This window comes from Streptomyces sp. NPDC001941, from assembly GCF_040296945.1.
GTDB lineage: Bacteria > Actinomycetota > Actinomycetes > Streptomycetales > Streptomycetaceae > Streptomyces.
This window is the reverse complement of the sequence record NZ_JBEOYE010000059.1, coordinates 45136-60669: the sequence shown is the minus strand read 5'-3', so window position 1 is coordinate 60669 and position 15534 is coordinate 45136. Positions and strand designations below refer to the sequence as shown.

Here is a 15534-nt window from a genome sequence, read left to right as displayed (position 1 = left end):
CGGCCCCCGCCCACGCCGGGGCCCCCACCCGGGCCCCGGGCGGCGCCCCGCCCGCGCCCCGACGGGGGGTCCGGGGCCCCCCCCGCCCGCCGGCCGCGCGGCGGGCCCCTTCACGTACGCCCAGCGGCCTACGGCTCGAACTTGTAGCCCAGGCCGCGCACCGTGACCAGGTAGCGCGGCGCGCCCGGGTCCGGCTCGATCTTGGCCCGCAGGCGCTTCACGTGGACGTCCAGGGTCTTGGTGTCACCCACGTAGTCGGCGCCCCAGACCCGGTCGATCAGCTGCATGCGGGTCAGCACCCGGCCCGCGTTGCGCAGCAGCATCTCCAGCAGGTCGAACTCCTTCAGCGGCAGGTCGACCTTGCCGCCCGCCACGGTCACCACGTGCCGGTCGACGTCCATCCGGACCGGACCGGCCTCCAGGGCCGCCGGGGTGACCTCCTCGGGCTCGCCGCGGCGGCGCAGCACCGCGCGGATGCGGGCCACCAGCTCGCGCGAGGAGAACGGCTTGGTGACGTAGTCGTCGGCTCCTATCTCCAGGCCGACGACCTTGTCGATCTCGCTGTCCTTGGCCGTCACCATGATGACCGGCACGTTGGAGCGGCCGCGCAGCTGGCGGCAGACCTCGGTGCCCGGCAGGCCGGGGAGCATCAGGTCGAGCAGGACGAGGTCCGCGCCGTTGCGCTCGAACTCGTCGAGGCCGTCGGGCCCGGTGGCCGCCACGGCGACCTCGAAGCCCTCCTTGCGGAGCATGTAGGAAAGGGCGTCGCTGAAGGATTCCTCATCCTCGACGACGAGCACTCGGGTCACGGAAGGACCTCCGGGGCAGGGAGCGGTTCGTTAAGGGTCTCGGGGTCGGTGTCGTCGGCGCCGGTGCCGGGGGCCGTCCTTGAGCGGTCCCGGGCCGCGCCGGCCTCCGGCAGTCGCAGGGTGAACGTGGAGCCCTGACCCTCGGTGCTCCACACGGTGACCTCCCCGCCGTGCGAGGCGGCCACGTGCTTGACGATGGCCAGGCCCAGGCCCGTACCGCCGGTGGCACGGGAGCGGGCCGGGTCGACGCGGTAGAAGCGCTCGAAGATGCGCTCCTTGTCCTTGTCGGGGATGCCGATGCCCTGGTCGGTGACGGCCACCTCGATGAGGTCGCCGCCGGGCGCGGACACCCGGCGGGCGGCTATGCCCACCCGGGTGTGGGCCGGGGAGTAGTTGACCGCGTTCTCCACCAGGTTGCCCAGGGCCGCGGCCAGCTGGCCCCGGTTGCCCCAGACCCGCAGGTCGGCGGTGCCCCCGGCGGCCATGGTGATCTGCTTGGTGGAGGCGGGCTGGCGGGAGCGGTCGATCGCCTCGGCGACCAGTTCGTCCACGCGGACGGGCTCGGCGTCCTCCAGCGGGTCGTCGTTCTGCACCCGGGAGAGGTCGATGAGCTCCTGGACCAGATTGGTGAGCCGGGTCGCCTCGATCTGCATGCGGCCGGCGAAGCGGGTGACCGCCTCGGGGTCGTCCGAGGCGTCCATGACGGCCTCGGAGAGCAGCGAGAGGGCGCCCACCGGCGTCTTCAGCTCATGGCTCACGTTCGCCACGAAGTCGCGCCGCACCGCCTCGATGCGGCGGGCCTCGGTCAGGTCCTCGACGAGCAGCAGGACCAGGCGCGAGCCGAGCGGGGCGACCCGGGCGGAGACCGCCAGGGCCTCGCCGCGGCCGGTGCCGCGCCGGGGCAGGTCGAGCTCGACCTGGCGTATCTCCCCGTCGCGGCGGGTGTCGCGGGCCATGTGGAGCATCGGCTCCACGGCCAGCTTGCCGCCCCTGACCAGGCCCAGGGCGTACGCCGCCGAGCTGGCCTTGACCACCGAGTCGCTCTCGTCGAGGACCACGGCGGAGGAGCGGAGCACCGAGAGCACGGTGTCGACGCCGGGCGGGAGCACGGCGTCGGTGTGCAGGGAGGTGCGGGTGGGTCGCGCCTGGTCGCGCTCGCTCCAGCGGAACGCCAGCATGGCGATCACGCCGGTGCACACCCCGGCGATAGCGGCCAATGCGGCGACCGCCGCGTTCACGTCCATGCGACCAGGTTATGCGGGGTGGCCGACACTCTCCCAGCCAAACGGGTGGCAGCTCGAACAGTCGTCGCCCAGAGTTCACCAAGGGGATAGTGCCGGTTCACTTGTGGGGGAGGAGCCGGACGCGTTTCGGACAGAACGTGGGAAGCGTGGCGGTCCGACTCCTTCCCCGGACGCCGGTTTCACTCATGAGAGGGACTTCGATGCGGGACGCGTACCACGAGGAACTTGACTCGATCGGCGAGGGCCTGGTCGAGATGGCCCGGCTGGTCGGGTCGGCGATCGGGCGCGCCACCACGGCGATGCTGGACGCGGACCTGAAGCTGGCGGAGAGCGTGATCGCCGCCGACCAGAAGGTCGACGACCTGCAGCACGACCTGGAGGCGCGGGCCATAGCCCTGCTGGCCCGCCAGCAGCCGGTCGCGACCGACCTGCGGATCGTCGTGACGTCGCTGCGGATGAGCGCCGACCTGGAGCGCTCGGGCGACCTGGCCCAGCACGTGGCCAAGCTGACCCGGCTGCGCTACCCGGACACCGCGGTGCCGCGGGACCTGTCGGCGACGATCCTGGAGATGGGCCAGCTGGCGCAGCGCCTGATGGCGAAGGCCGCGGAGGTCATCATCACCAAGGACGTCGACCTGGCGCTCCAGCTGGAGACGGACGACGACGAGATGGACCGCCTGCACCGCACGCTCTTCCAGCACCTGATGGACGACCGCTGGAAGCACGGCATCGAGACGGCGGTCGACGTGACCCTGCTGGGCCGCTACTACGAGCGCTTCGCGGACCACGCGGTCTCGGTGGCCAAGCGCGTGGTCTACCTGGTCACGGGCGAGCACGCGGACGAGCTCCAGTCGGCGGACATCCCGTCGGTCGAGGGGGCCTGACACCCGGGGGCGCGGGGCTCCCGCACGGGGGCGCGCCGGACGGCCTGCGCGCGTGCGCCGTTGATGCGCCCGGTCCGGTGGGCATGCAATGGGGAGAGGCGACCCACGCCTTTGAGGAGGGACCCCATGGCCGAATCCCCCACGACCGAACCCCGGCAGGACACCCCGGTCGAAGTGGTGTTCCTGCCCGTCCTCGGCGCCTGCGGCTGCGGCGCCGGCTGCGGCTGCGGCTGCCAGTCCGGCGCGCCGTGCCAGTGCGGCGGCTGCTCCGGCTGACGGCAGGAAGCCGTACGCGCGTCCGCGTACGGCACGCGCACGCACCGATGGGGCCCCGTCCGGCGCGGACGGGGCCCTACCGGCTCGCGGCCGAGTCGGGCACCTCGAAGTCGTACGCCCAGGCGAAGCGCGTCGCCGCGTGGACGCCGACGGCGAACTCCACCAGCGTGCCGTCCGCCGTGAACGCGCTGCGGTGCAGCTCGACGACCCACTCCCCCGGCAGCAGCCTGAGCAGTTCGGCCTCCTCGGCCTTCGCGACCCGGGCGAACAGCTCCTCCCGCATCCGGTCGACCTCGTACCCGGCGTCGTAGAGCACCCGGAAGCCGCCGTCCCGGGTGGCGGGCCCCGGGGTCGGGGCGGCGATGCGGGTGCCCTCCACGTGCTCGGGACGGTAGTAGCCGGTCAGCGTGTGCGTCGGCTGGTCGTCCTCCTTCACCAGGCGGGTGTGGGCGTAGACCTCGGCGCCCTCGGGCAGGCCGTACGCCGCCGCCACGACGGCCGGCGCGGTGACCCGGCCGATCCGCTGGGTCGGCACGCCGCGCTTGTACGGCCATCCTGAGGCGACGCGGCCGGCGACGAACGCGGCCTCGTCCCGGTCGCGCCACGCGGCCTTGTCGTAGCGGGCGACCCCCAGCCGCTTCAGCGGGGACGTCTCCCGCACGACCGTGCCGTGCCCGCGGAAGGAGGTGACGAGGCCCTCGGCCTCCAGCGCCTTGTAGGCCGAGTGGACCGTGGTCTTCGAGCCCTCGCCCGCCTCGACCAGCTCGCGGATCTGGGGGAGCTGCTGCCCCGGGGCGTAGTCGCCGTCCCTGATCTGCCGCGCCAGCTTGTCCGCCAGTTCCCGCCACTTCGCTGCCACCCGCGCTCCTTTCGGCTGGGGACAGCCAAACACAGTCCCGGGACTGTGTTCGGTAATGAGGTCCCGAAGAGGTCCCAGATCATGAAAATGCCCCCCGCCCGCGCCGTACGCGCAGGTGGGGGGCATGATCGCGAAGAGCGTTACTTCTTGCCCTGGTTCTTCACGGCCTCGATGGCCGCGGCGGCCGCGTCCGGGTCGAGGTAGGTGCCGCCGGGGTTGACCGGCTTGAAGTCGGCGTCGAGCTCGTAGGAGAGCGGGATGCCGGTCGGGATGTTCAGGCCCGCGATGGCCTCGTCGGAGACGCCGTCGAGGTGCTTGACCAGGGCGCGCAGCGAGTTGCCGTGGGCGGCGACCAGGACGGTGCGGCCGGCCAGCAGGTCCGGGACGATGCCGTCGTACCAGTACGGCAGCATGCGGCCGACGACGTCCTTCAGGCACTCCGTCTGCGGGCGCAGCTCCGGCGGGATCGTCGCGTAGCGCGCGTCGTCCGACTGGGAGAACTCGGTGCCGTCCTCGAGGGCCGGCGGCGGGGTGTCGTACGAGCGGCGCCACAGCATGAACTGCTCCTCGCCGAACTCGGCGAGGGTCTGGGCCTTGTCCTTGCCCTGCAGCGCGCCGTAGTGGCGCTCGTTCAGGCGCCAGCTGCGGTGCACCGGGATCCAGTGGCGGTCCGCGGACTCCAGGGCGAGCTGCGCGGTGCGGATGGCGCGCTTCTGCAGCGAGGTGTGCACCACGTCGGGGAGCAGGCCGGCGTCCTTGAGCAGCTCACCGCCGCGCGCCGCCTCCTTCTCGCCCTTGGCGGTCAGGTTCACGTCCACCCAGCCGGTGAACAGGTTCTTCTCGTTCCACTCGCTCTCGCCGTGGCGGAGGAGGATCAGCTTGTACGGTGCGTCGGCCATGTGTCCGAGCCTAATGGACCGGCCCGCTGGTTGACGGCTCGCGTCAATTGACTGGCGGCCCAGGGAACCGTCTCGGTAAGTTGCGGCTACCGCGTCGGAGTCTTACATCGTGCCGTTGTCACGGCCTTTGGTCCCAGGGGGATGCCCGTATGTCCATCGCCACGCTCAGAAGGGCCGTCGAGCAGAGCGTCTCGGGGCTCCCGCGCGCCTTCTGGTGGCTGTGGGCCAGCACCCTGGTCAACCGGCTCGGGGCTTTCGTCGCGACTTTCATGGTCCTCTACCTGACCCTGGAGCGCGGCGAGTCCGCGACCTACGCCGGACTGGTCGTCGCCCTGCACGGCCTGGGCGGGGTGATCTCCTCGATCGGCGCGGGCGTGATGACCGACCGGCTCGGCCGCCGCCCCACGCTGCTGATCGCCCAGACCTCCACCGCGGCGACGGTCGCGCTGCTCGGCTTCATGCGCGACCCGGCCGCGATCGCGGGAGTGGCCTTCCTGGTCGGCATGGCCTCCAACGCCTCGCGCCCGGCGGTGCAGGCGATGATGGCGGACATCGTGCGGCCCGAGGACCGGGTGCGGGCGTTCTCCCTCAACTACTGGGCGATCAACCTGGGGTTCGCGGTCTCCTCCGCGCTCGCCGGCTTCGTCGCCGAGTACAGCTACCTGGCCGGGTTCCTCGGCGAGGCCGCGATGACGCTGCTCTGCGCGGTGCTGGTCTTCGTGAAGATCCCGGAGTCCCGGCCGGAGCGGGCCGCCGCCGTCCCGGGCGGCCCGAAGGAGCCGGAGGTCGGTCTGGGGACCGTGCTCGCGGACCGGCGCTTCATGAGCGTCGTCGGGCTGTCCTTCCTGATCGCGCTGATCTTCCAGCAGGGCTTCATGGGGCTGCCCGCCGCGATGGCCACGAGCGGCTTCTCCAGCTCGGACTACGGCACCGTCGTCGCCGTCAACGGCGTGCTGATCGTGGCCCTGCAGATCCCGGTCACCCGGGTCATCGAGCGCCGCGACCCGCGCAGCCTGCTGATCGTCTCGGCGCTGCTCGCGGGGTACGGCTTCGGGCTCACCGCGTTCGCCGGGTCGCTGGCCGTGTACGCGCTGACGGTCACCGTCTGGACGCTCGCCGAGATCGTCAACGCCCCCACCCAGACGGGCCTGGTGGTCCGCCTCTCCCCCGTCCACGGCCGGGGCCGCTACCAGGGCGTCTACTCGACGTCCTGGTCGGTGGCGGCGCTGGTCGCCCCGCTGATGTCGGGCACGATCATCGACCGCTGGGGCGCCGCCTGGCTCTGGGCGGCCTGCGCCGTGCTGGGCACGGTGACGGCGCTGGGCTACTGGCTGCTGATGCGGGGGCTGCCCCGCGAGGACCCGGCCGTGCGGGCGCCGGCGGCGGGGGCCCCGAAGCGGGAGACCGCCGTCACGGGGTGAGCCGCCCCCGGGGGCGCGTCAGTCCGAGGCCGGCCTGGTCAGGTGGCTGAACGCGTCCAGGTTGCGGGTGGACTCGCCGCGCGCGACCCGCCAGGCGTACTCCTTGCGGATCGCGCTCGCGAAGCCCAGTTCGAGCAGGGTGTTGAAGGCGCCGTCGGCGGCCTCGAGGACCGAGCCGAGCAGCCGGTCGAGCTCGTCGGGGGTGACCGAGGCCAGCGGGAGCTTCGCCGTCACGTAGACGTCGCCCAGCGGGTCGATCGCGTAACCCACGCCGTACAGCCGGAGGTTGCGCTCCAGGAGCCAGCGGTGGACCCCGGCCTCGTTCTCGTCGGGGTGGCGGATCACGAAGGCGTTCAGCGACAGCGAGTGCCGGCCCAGCCGCAGCGAGAGGGTCGTGGACAGCTTGCGGGTGCCCGGCAGCTTCACCACGTACGAGCCCCGCTCGGGCGACTCCCACTCCAGCTCCGCGTCGGCGAGGTACTCCTCGATCGTCCCGTGCACGTCAGCCATGCGCCGAGCGTACGCGACGGCGGTGCTCGTGCAGCGCGGCGGAGTAGACGTCCGCCGTCGCCGAGGCGGCCGCGTCCCAGCCGAAGGAGCCCGCGTGCCGCGCCGCCGCCGCGCCCATCCGGGCCACCAGCGACGGGTCGTCGGCGAACCGGCCGAGCGCGCGGGCGTAGTCCGCCGGGTCGTGGCCCGCGACCAGGAAGCCGGTCACCCCGTCCCGCACCGCCACCGGCAGGCCGCCCACGGACGCGGCGACCACCGGGGTCCCGGCCGCCTGGGCCTCGATGGCGACCAGGCCGAAGGACTCGCTGTACGAGGGCATGACCAGCACCGATGCGGCCCGGAACCAGTCGGCGAGCTGCTCCTGGCCCACCGGGGGCCTGAAGCGCACCACGTCGGCGATGCCGAGCCGGGCGGCCAGCTTCTGCAGGCCCTCGGGCTTGGCCAGACCGCTGCCGGAGGGGCCGCCGACCACCGGCACGACCATGCGGGTGCGCAGCGAGGGGTCGCGCTCCAGGAGCACGGCGACGGCCCGCAGCAGCACGTCGGGGGCCTTCAGCGGCTGTATGCGCCCCGCGAAGAGCGGGATGAAGGCGTCGCGCGGCAGCCCGAGCCTGGCCCGGGCGGCCGCGCGGCCGTCGCCGGGGCGGAAGCGGTCCAGGTTCACGCCGGGGTGGACCACGGCGACCTTGCCGGGCTCGGCGTCGTAGAACCGGACCAGCTCGGCGGCCTCCTCGTCGGTGTTGGCGATGAGGCGGTCGGCGGCGCTGACGATCTGGGTCTCGCCGATGACGCGGGCGGCCGGCTCGGGGGTGTCGCCCTCGGCCAGCGCGGCGTTCTTGACCTTGGCCATGGTGTGCATGGCGTGCACCAGGGGGACGCCCCAGCGCTGGGCGGCCAGCCAGCCGACGTGGCCGGAGAGCCAGTAGTGGGAGTGGACCAGGTCGTAGTAGCCGGGGCGGTGGCCCGCCCAGGCCTGCATCACGCCGTGGGTGAAGGCGCACAGCTGGGCCGGGAGGTCCTCCTTGGCCAGGCCCTCGTAGGGCCCGGCGTCCACGTGCCGCACGAGCACGCCGGGCGCCAGCTGCACCGCGGGCGGCAGCCCGCCGGTGGTGGCCCGGGTGAAGACCTCGACCTCGACGCCCTGGGCGGCCAGCCGCTGGGCGAGCTCCACGATGTAGACGTTCATGCCGCCCGCGTCGCCGGTGCCCGGCTGGTGCAGCGGCGAGGTGTGCACGCTGAGCATGGCGACCCGGCGGGGCCTGCGGGGCTGGCCGGGCAGCCGGAGCCTGGGGGTCGCCGCCAGGGTGCCGGCGAACCGGGACACGTACTGGCTCACGTGGACGGTCCTTCCGCTCGGGGCATGACGAACAGAGGGTCGGGCCCTCCGGAGGCAGAACAGCCGGACGGACCCCATTCATTTCCGCTTTGCCAATTCATTACGTTGCGTCCCGGCGCGCCTCACCGCACCCACGGCACCCTCTAGCCTTGTCCCATGGCCCCGCGCACGACTCCCAGCCGCCCCGTCGGCACCCCGACCCGCGGGACCACCAACCCGAACCGGCTGCGCCGCATGGACCGCTGGATCGCCGCCGCGCACGGGCCCGCGCTGCGCCGCGGCGAGGCCCCGCCGGTGGCCGTGGACCTCGGCTACGGGGCCGCGCCCTGGACCGCCGTGGAGCTGCTGGCCCGGCTGCGCGCCGCCGACCCGCGCACCGAGGTGGTGGGCGTCGAGATCGACCCGGCCCGGGTGGCGGCGGCCGAGCCGTACGAGCGCGAGGGCCTGAGCTTCCGGCACGGCGGGTTCGAGGTGCCGGTGCCCGGCGAGGCCGCCCTGATCCGGGCGGCGAACGTGCTGCGCCAGTACGACGAGGACCAGGTGGCGGCGGTCTGGGCGCGGCTGTGCGGCCGGCTCGCCCCGGGCGGGCTGCTGGTGGAGGGCACCTGCGACGAGATCGGCCGGCGGCACGTGTGGGTGGCGCTGGACCGGGGCGGGCCGCGCACGGTGACGTTCGCGACCCGGCTCGGCTCGCTGGAGCGCCCCTCGGACCTGGCCGAGCGGCTGCCGAAGGCGCTGATCCACCGGAACGTGCCGGGCGAGCCGGTGCACGCGTTCCTGCGGGACTTCGACCGGGCCTGGGCGGCGGCGGCCCCGTTCGCCTCGCTGGGGGCGCGGCAGCGCTGGATCAGGGCGGTGCGCGACCTGGCGGCGGACTGGCCGCTGGCGGACGGGCCGCGCAGGTGGCGGCAGGGCGAAGTGACGGTGAACTGGGCGGCGCTGGCACCCCGTTCCGGCTGATCCCGGGGCAACTCGTCCCCCACAGGGGCGACATCGGGAACGCGGACCGGCGATCGTTCGTCAGACACGGGGGGAACGAGGGGTTCCCGGGGTTCGTCGCATCCCTGTCGCTTTGCCGGGGGACGTGGCACGATCACGGGACCATGAAAAGTTACTGACGGTAAGTCACATGCCTTGAGGGTGCGTGTGACCGGAGGGGGAAGCAAGTGAACCGACGCCGCCGTGCCGCTGCCGCGATCACCGTGGTCTGCGCCCTGACCCTGCTGGCGTCACCGGCCGGTTCGGCCTTCGCCGCGCCCGTACCACCGGCGCCCCCGAAGAAGAGCCTCGAAGAGGTCCGCAAGGAGATAGACACCCTCTACCGCCAGGCCGGCGCGGCCACGGACGCGTACAACCTCGCCGAGGACCAGGCGGAGAAGCAGTCCGCCGAGATCGTCCGGCTCGCCAAGGTCATCGCCGCCGGGCAGACCCGGATCGAGGACCTGAAGAAGCGCGCCGGGGCCACCGCCCGCGCCCAGTACCGGGGCGGCGGCCTGCCCCCCGAGGCCCAGCTCGTGCTCACCGACGACCCGCAGCTCTTCCTCGACGGCGCCCTGCGCGTCCAGGAGGCCCAGAAAGCGACCAAGGACCTGCTCGGCCAGCTCAACGGCACCCAGGCCGACCTGAAGGTCTACGCGGCGGACGCCAGCGCCCAGTGGAAGAAGCTGGAGGCGAACCGGGTCAAGAAGGAGAAGGCCAAGAAGGAGGTCGAGACCCGGATCTCGGCCGCCGAGAAGCTGGAGGCGGAGCTGGAGGCCGAGGAGCGCGAGCGGCTGCTGGCCCTGGAGCAGCAGGAGCAGTACCGGGCGCAGTCGGCCTGGCTGGACTCGGGCGCCATGAAGGACGTCAAGGGCAGCGCCAGCGAACAGGGCGTGCGGGCCGTCAAGTTCGCCACCGCCCAGATCGGCAAGCCGTACGTGTGGGGGGCCGAGGGCCCCGGCTCGTACGACTGCTCGGGGCTGACCTCGCAGGCCTGGCTGGCCGCCGGGCACGGCATCCCGCGCACCTCCCAGGAGCAGTCGCGGCTGCTGCCCGCGGTGGAGATCAAGGACATGCGGCCCGGCGACCTGATCATCTACTTCGCCGACGCGAGCCACGTCGGGATGTACATCGGGGACGGCGCCATCGTGCACGCCCCGCGCCCGGGGCGGAACGTGACGATCGCGGGCGCGGGCTCGATGCCGATCCTGAAGGTGGTCCGCCCGGACAAGTAGGACCTGTCCGGGCGGGAGGGCAGGTCCTGGCGGGAGGGCCGGTCCGCCCCGCCGGGACGTGAGCTTCGTCATGGCGGGGTGGCCGACAACCTCCCCTTGAGGGGCATATGCCGGGGACTCCTCGCCGGTCGCCATTCCGCTGGGCGGGGCGCGACCGCTATGGTCCTCGTGCCGTGCCCTCGGGGGGAGGGAAGGAATCCACAGACCGATGCCCGCATACGTACCCGTGCCGCGTCAGCGCGACGCGGAGACCGCCGCCCCCGGCGGCGGCGACCTCACCCTCCTCGTCATCGAGGACGATCCGGCGGGCACCTTCACCGTCCCCGAGCTCCTCGACGCCGCCGGGACCCGGGTCCGCATCCGCACCGCCCGCAACCTCACCGAGGCCGAGCGGCTGCTCACCGACGACGTGCACTGCGTCCTGGTCGACCTGGGCCTGCGGGTGACCGGCGACGACGCCCTGGCCCCGCTGCGCCACGTGCTGCGGCTGGCGCCGAAGCACGCGGTCCTGGCGCTCGCCGCGTCCGGCGACGCCGAACTGGCCGCGGAGGCGGTACGGGTCGGCGCCCAGGACCACCTCTTCCGCGAGGAGCTGGACGGCCGGGTGCTCAGCCGGGCCATCCGCTACGCCGTGGAGCGCAAGCGCGCCGACGCCACCCAGGTCAAGCTCGCCGAGTCCCGGCTGCGCGCCCAGGAGAACGCCCGCCTGGAGCGCGGCCTGCTGCCCACCCCGCTGCTCCAGGGCTCGGACCTGCGCTTCGCCTCCCGCTACCGGCCGGGGCGCTCGCGCGCACTGCTCGGCGGCGACTTCTACGACACCGTGCGCACCCCGGACGGCACCGTCCACGCGATGATCGGCGACGTCTGCGGCCACGGCCCGGACGAGGCCGCCCTCGGCGTGGAGCTGCGGATCGCCTGGCGGGCGCTGACCTTCGCCGGGCTGTGCGGCGACGACCTGCTCTCCACGCTCCAGCAGGTCCTGGAGCACGAGCGGGAGAGCGAGGAGATCTTCGCGACCCTGTGCACCGTGGACATCGCCCCGGACGGGCGGCGGGCGGGCCTGTGCCTGGCCGGGCACCCCGCGCCGCTGATCGCGCGCGCCGGATCGCCCGCGCGCCTGCTGCCGTACGAGGACGGGGGCCCGGCGCTCGGCCTGCTGCCGCGCGCCCGCTGGCCGCGCCGCCAGGTGGAGCTGGGCGGCGCCTGGAGCCTGCTGATGTACACCGACGGGCTGATCGAGGGCCGCTCGGCGGGACCGGGCTCGCCCCGGCTCGGCCAGGACGGGATGGTCCGGATGGTCAACGAGCAGCTGGCGGCGGGGCAGCGCGGCGAGGAGCTGCTGGAGTCGGCGGTGTCCCGGGTGCGCGAGCTGAACGGCGGCGAGCTGACGGACGACGTGGCGGTGCTGCTGCTCGACCGGGACCGGGCCTAGGGCGTGTTGCGAAAATAGCGCCGTCCGCCCGGAGGCCGGTCAGCGGCCGCCGTTGTACGGGCCGTAGGGGCCGTCGCTGCTGGAGCCGCGGCGGCCGCCGCCGGTCACCCGGCGCAGCGCGGGGCGCACGTCGACCGTGAAGACGATGGTCGCGACGAGTCCGGCGATCTGCAGGAAGAGCAGCGAGGGCAGCACCCAGGTCAGCACGTTCACCAGGAGCGTGATCCCGAGCAGGACCGTCCAGAACTTCTTGCTCTGCTTGTCGGCCGCGCGGTACGCGTCGCCGCGCGCCAGGACCGCCTGGGCCAGCGCCACGGCGGCGAAGACCAGCATGGCCAGGTTGAGCAGGAGCATGAACCAGCTGAATCCCGCGATCAGCATCGCGATGAACACCGCCTCGTCTGGGGTTGGAGCGCCTCGCGGCCAAGGTACCGGTAACAACGCCCCGGGCACGGTGATCGTGCCCGGGGCGCTGTCGCGTACGCCTTACTCGGCGGCCGGCTCGGTCTTCTTCGCGGCCGTCTTGCGCGGGGTGCTCGTCTTCTTCGCCGGGGCGGCCTTCTTGGCGGCCGGGTCCTCGGCGGACGCGGTGGCGGGCTCGGTGGCCGGGGCCGGCTCGGCCTTCGGCTCCGGGTCGGGCTCGACGGCGACGGCGATCTCGGCGATCTCCTCGGCCGCCTCGCCGCGCCAGGCCTTCACGGTCTGCTCGCCCTGCTCGGCGACGCGCTCGTAGGTCTCCTGGGCCTTCACCGCGTACTCGGCGGCGATGCCGACGCCGCGCAGGGCGGCGTTCTGCACGGTCTCGCCGAGCTTGTCGAGGTTGCCCAGGACCTCGGTGGCCCGGGCCTGGACGGTGGCCTGGGCCTCCTTGGCGCGGGTGACGACCTTGTCCTGGACGGCCTTGGGGTCGGTCTTGCGCACGGCCTCGATGCGGCCGGGGGCCTCGGCGGCGATCTGCTCGACGATGCCCGGGACCTTCCTGGCCTGCTCGACCGCGGCCTCGCCCGCGCCGACGAGGAAGTACAGGGGGGTCGGGTCGGTGACTGCCTTGCGGATGTCCTCGGTGATGGCCATGACTGTGGTCCTCCCGGATCGCAGGTCAGAGTTGGGGGTTGGCGGCACCACTGCCGTCGGCCGTGCGGGGGCCGTCCTCGGCGGTGTCGGGGTCCGTTCCCGGTGCGGCGTCGTCGTGGCCGTTCTCCTTGCGGAACGACGCGTAGATCTGGAGCAGCACCTGCTTCTGCCGCTCGTTGATCGACGGGTCGGCGAGGATGACGGCTCGCGTCTCCAGCTCCTCGCGTTCCCGCTCGTCCAGGATCCCGGCGCGCACGTACAGCGTCTCGGCCGAGATCCGCAGGGCCTTGGCGACCTGCTGGAGGACCTCGGCGCTCGGCTTGCGCAGCCCGCGCTCGATCTGGCTCAGGTACGGGTTGGACACCCCGGCGGCGTCGGCGAGCTGACGCAGGGACAGCTGCGCGGTGCGCCGCTGCTCGCGCAGGTACTCGCCGAGGTTGCCGACGTTGAGTGATGCCATGCCCCGATGGTGCGCCATCCCTGCTAACAATTGCAAGCGACTGCTTGCAAAAGTGCTACGCGCAACACTCGCGCCGCCCGCTCAACCCCCGGGCCCCGCCCCGGCGTCCGCCGCCCCGCCGGCGTCCCCTACCCCGCCAGCGCCGCGGGAAGCGGCCGGGCGTGGACCACGTCCAGGCGGGAGACCGCGCGGGTCAGGACCACGTACAACCGCCGCAGGCCGCCCGGTTCGGCGTCCACGATGTCGGCCGGCTCCACGGCCACCACGTGGTCGTACTCCAGGCCCTTGGCCAGTGTCGCGGGCTGCACCGTGACCCTCGGGTCCGCGCCGACCGCCTCCGCCAGCGGCCCGACCAGCGGCTGCGGGGCCAGCACGCCCACCGAGCCCTCGTGCGCGAGCGCGGCGCGGACCGCCTCGGCCGCCCCCGCGACCACGTCCGGCACCCGGCGCAGCGCCACCTCGCCGTCCGGGCGCATCGAGCGGCCCGGCGGCACGTCCACGCCGAGCGCGGGGAGCAGCCGGTTGGCCAGCTCCACGATCGCCGCCGGGACCCGGAAACCGGTGGTCAGCGGGGTCAGCGCGGCATCGGGCTTGCCCAGGTGCGCCAGCTGCTCGGGCCAGCTGCGGGCGGCCCAGGGGGTGGTGCCCTGGGCCAGGTCGCCGAGGACGGTGAGCGAGCCGAAGCCGGCGCGGCGGGCGATGGCCCGGCACTGCATCGGGGAGAGGTCCTGGGCCTCGTCGACGACGATGTGGCCGTAGCCCTGGGGGCGTTCGACCAGTCCGGCCAGCTCGTCCAGCAGGACCAGGTCGTGCACCGACCACGTGGCGGACCTGGGGGAGCGCGGCGGCTTCGCCCAGCGGAGCGCGGCGCGCTCGTCCGCCGTCAGCTCCTCGTCGCCGGGGTCGGTGAGGAACGCGGCGAGCACCTCCTCGGGCGTCACCTTCGGCCAGCAGGCGTCGACGAACGCGGACAGCGGCCTGGCCCGGGAGATCTTCTGCACCCAGGCGCCGCCCACCGGCCCGGCCCGCCGCTCGGCCTGGAGCTGGAGGGCGCGCACGGCCCGCGAGCGCACCCGCTCGCGCCCGACCGCGTACGCCGGCTCCTCCTCGCGCACACCCCGGACGATCTCCTCCAGCTCCTCGCGCGAGAGCCGCCAGCGGTACGAGCCGTCGGGCACCGCGAGCCCGTCGCCGGGCACGCCCACCCGCGCGTACAGCGCCCGGCGCAGCACGTCCGCCATCCGCGCGTCGTTCTTGACCAGCGCGGCGGCCGGTCCGTCCTCGGCCCGCACCTCGTGCCGGGCGACCTCGTCCTCGACGGTGGTCTGCCGGACGTCGATCTCGCCGAGCGCGGGGAGCACCTCGGAGATGTAGGACAGGAAGGTGCGGTTGGGCCCGAGGATCAGCAGGCCGCCGCGCTGGATCCGGCGCGGGTGGGTGTAGAGCAGGTACGCCGCGCGGTGCAGGCCCACGGCGGTCTTCCCGGTGCCGGGGGCGCCCTGGACGCAGACGGAGGTGGCGAGGCCGGCCCGTACGAGGTCGTCCTGCTCGGGCTGGATGGTGGCCGCGATGTCGCGCATGGGGCCGACCCGGGGCCGCTCGATCTCGCCGGCGACGATCGCGCTGGGGCCGCTCTCGCCGTCGGCCAGGCGCTCGTCCTCCATGCCGGTCAGGTCGCCCCAGTCGCCCTTGGAGAAGGGCGCCCAGCCGAACCGGCGGCGCACCAGGACGCCCTGCGGGTCACGGGCGGTGGCCTGGTAGAAGGTCCGCGAGACGGGCGCCCGCCAGTCGATGACCAGGGGCGGGGCGGCCGGGTGCTCGCTGACCCGGCGGCGGCCGATGTGGTGCTCCTGGCCGTCGGCGAGGTCGAGGCGGCCGAAGAAGAGCGGGCTCTCTGGCTCTTCGCGCAGCTCCTTGGCCCGGGTGCGCAGGAAGTAGCCGAGCGCCTCGGCGTCGGCCCCGGAGGCGGCGACGTCCTCGCCGGAGACGACCTGTTCGTCGGCCCCCTCGACCATGGCGGCCAGGGCGTCGCGGCAGCGGTCGTGGTAGGCGCGTTCCTCGGTGAGCTGGTGGGTGAGGTCCCTGAGGTTCGTCGTCATGGGGACAGGGTAGCTTTA

16 protein-coding genes are annotated in these 15534 nt (G+C 73.7%); 6 read left to right on the top strand and 10 right to left on the bottom strand.

Annotated elements, in window-relative coordinates; translation table 11 throughout:
- Window positions 1-128 precede the first annotated feature (128 nt).
- Together phoP and phoR are read right to left on the bottom strand one after the other, a co-directional pair.
- Window positions 129-800: a two-component system response regulator PhoP gene (phoP, locus tag ABT160_RS31530; protein WP_466728736.1), complete on the bottom strand. Its 672-nt coding sequence runs from the start codon at window positions 798-800 to the stop codon at window positions 129-131.
- 5 nt (window positions 801-805) lie between these two features.
- A complete protein-coding gene (gene phoR / locus ABT160_RS31525) occupies window positions 806-2053 on the bottom strand; it encodes a two-component system sensor histidine kinase PhoR (protein WP_351651340.1) in 1248 nt (415 codons plus the stop codon).
- A gap of 200 nt (window positions 2054-2253) precedes the next feature.
- On the opposite strand from phoR, the gene phoU reads away from it, so the two are divergent.
- Together phoU and ABT160_RS31515 are read left to right on the top strand one after the other, a co-directional pair.
- On the top strand, window positions 2254-2937 hold the full coding sequence (phoU, locus tag ABT160_RS31520) for a phosphate signaling complex protein PhoU (RefSeq protein WP_351651339.1): 684 nt from the start codon (window positions 2254-2256) through the stop codon (window positions 2935-2937).
- A 126-nt stretch (window positions 2938-3063) separates the two neighbouring features.
- The gene (locus ABT160_RS31515; RefSeq protein ID WP_351651338.1) at window positions 3064-3213 is read left to right on the top strand and encodes a hypothetical protein; all 150 of its coding nucleotides are present in this window, start codon (window positions 3064-3066) and stop codon (window positions 3211-3213) included.
- A 76-nt stretch (window positions 3214-3289) separates the two neighbouring features.
- On the opposite strand, the gene ABT160_RS31510 is transcribed toward ABT160_RS31515, so the two are convergent.
- Both ABT160_RS31510 and ABT160_RS31505 read right to left on the bottom strand, forming a co-directional pair.
- Complete coding sequence (locus tag ABT160_RS31510; RefSeq protein WP_351651337.1) at window positions 3290-4072, bottom strand: GntR family transcriptional regulator; 783 nt, start codon at window positions 4070-4072, stop codon at window positions 3290-3292.
- A gap of 140 nt (window positions 4073-4212) precedes the next feature.
- Window positions 4213-4971, bottom strand: coding sequence for a phosphoglyceromutase (locus ABT160_RS31505; RefSeq protein WP_351651336.1), 759 nt, complete (start codon window positions 4969-4971; stop codon window positions 4213-4215).
- A 149-nt stretch (window positions 4972-5120) separates the two neighbouring features.
- Here ABT160_RS31505 and ABT160_RS31500 point away from each other — a divergent pair, with 149 nt between their 5' ends.
- Window positions 5121-6392, top strand: coding sequence for an MDR family MFS transporter (locus tag ABT160_RS31500; RefSeq protein ID WP_351651335.1), 1272 nt, complete (start codon window positions 5121-5123; stop codon window positions 6390-6392).
- 18 nt (window positions 6393-6410) lie between these two features.
- Here the strand turns inward: ABT160_RS31500 and ABT160_RS31495 are convergent, their stop codons facing one another.
- Together ABT160_RS31495 and mshA are read right to left on the bottom strand one after the other, a co-directional pair.
- Window positions 6411-6902: a type III secretion system chaperone family protein gene (locus ABT160_RS31495; RefSeq protein ID WP_351651334.1), complete on the bottom strand. Its 492-nt coding sequence runs from the start codon at window positions 6900-6902 to the stop codon at window positions 6411-6413.
- Window positions 6895-8238 (bottom strand): D-inositol-3-phosphate glycosyltransferase, encoded by a 1344-nt coding sequence (gene mshA, locus ABT160_RS31490; protein ID WP_351651333.1) that lies wholly within the window; start codon window positions 8236-8238, stop codon window positions 6895-6897. Before mshA ends, ABT160_RS31495 begins: the two co-directional genes overlap by 8 nt.
- A gap of 156 nt (window positions 8239-8394) precedes the next feature.
- On the opposite strand from mshA, the gene ABT160_RS31485 reads away from it, so the two are divergent.
- The 3 genes from ABT160_RS31485 (at window position 8395) to ABT160_RS31475 (ending at window position 11883) form a co-directional block, all read left to right on the top strand.
- On the top strand, window positions 8395-9198 hold the full coding sequence (locus ABT160_RS31485) for a class I SAM-dependent methyltransferase (RefSeq protein ID WP_351651332.1): 804 nt from the start codon (window positions 8395-8397) through the stop codon (window positions 9196-9198).
- A 206-nt stretch (window positions 9199-9404) separates the two neighbouring features.
- The gene (locus ABT160_RS31480; RefSeq protein WP_351651331.1) at window positions 9405-10451 is read left to right on the top strand and encodes a C40 family peptidase; all 1047 of its coding nucleotides are present in this window, start codon (window positions 9405-9407) and stop codon (window positions 10449-10451) included.
- 208 nt (window positions 10452-10659) lie between these two features.
- Entirely contained in the window at window positions 10660-11883 is a 1224-nt protein-coding gene (locus ABT160_RS31475; RefSeq protein WP_351651330.1) for a PP2C family protein-serine/threonine phosphatase, read from the top strand.
- A gap of 39 nt (window positions 11884-11922) precedes the next feature.
- Here ABT160_RS31475 and ABT160_RS31470 read toward each other — a convergent pair whose 3' ends face one another.
- The 4 genes from ABT160_RS31470 to ABT160_RS31455 all read right to left on the bottom strand — a co-directional run bounded on the left by ABT160_RS31470 (window position 11923) and on the right by ABT160_RS31455 (window position 15516).
- Window positions 11923-12264, bottom strand: a complete 342-nt coding sequence (locus tag ABT160_RS31470) for a DUF2516 family protein (RefSeq protein WP_351651329.1) — start codon at window positions 12262-12264, stop codon at window positions 11923-11925.
- 105 nt (window positions 12265-12369) lie between these two features.
- Window positions 12370-12957, bottom strand: a complete 588-nt coding sequence (locus ABT160_RS31465) for a hypothetical protein (protein WP_351651328.1) — start codon at window positions 12955-12957, stop codon at window positions 12370-12372.
- A 25-nt stretch (window positions 12958-12982) separates the two neighbouring features.
- Window positions 12983-13417: a helix-turn-helix domain-containing protein gene (locus tag ABT160_RS31460; RefSeq protein ID WP_351651327.1), complete on the bottom strand. Its 435-nt coding sequence runs from the start codon at window positions 13415-13417 to the stop codon at window positions 12983-12985.
- 128 nt (window positions 13418-13545) lie between these two features.
- Window positions 13546-15516: a HelD family protein gene (locus ABT160_RS31455; RefSeq protein WP_351651326.1), complete on the bottom strand. Its 1971-nt coding sequence runs from the start codon at window positions 15514-15516 to the stop codon at window positions 13546-13548.
- Between the last annotated feature and the right edge of the window lie 18 nt (window positions 15517-15534).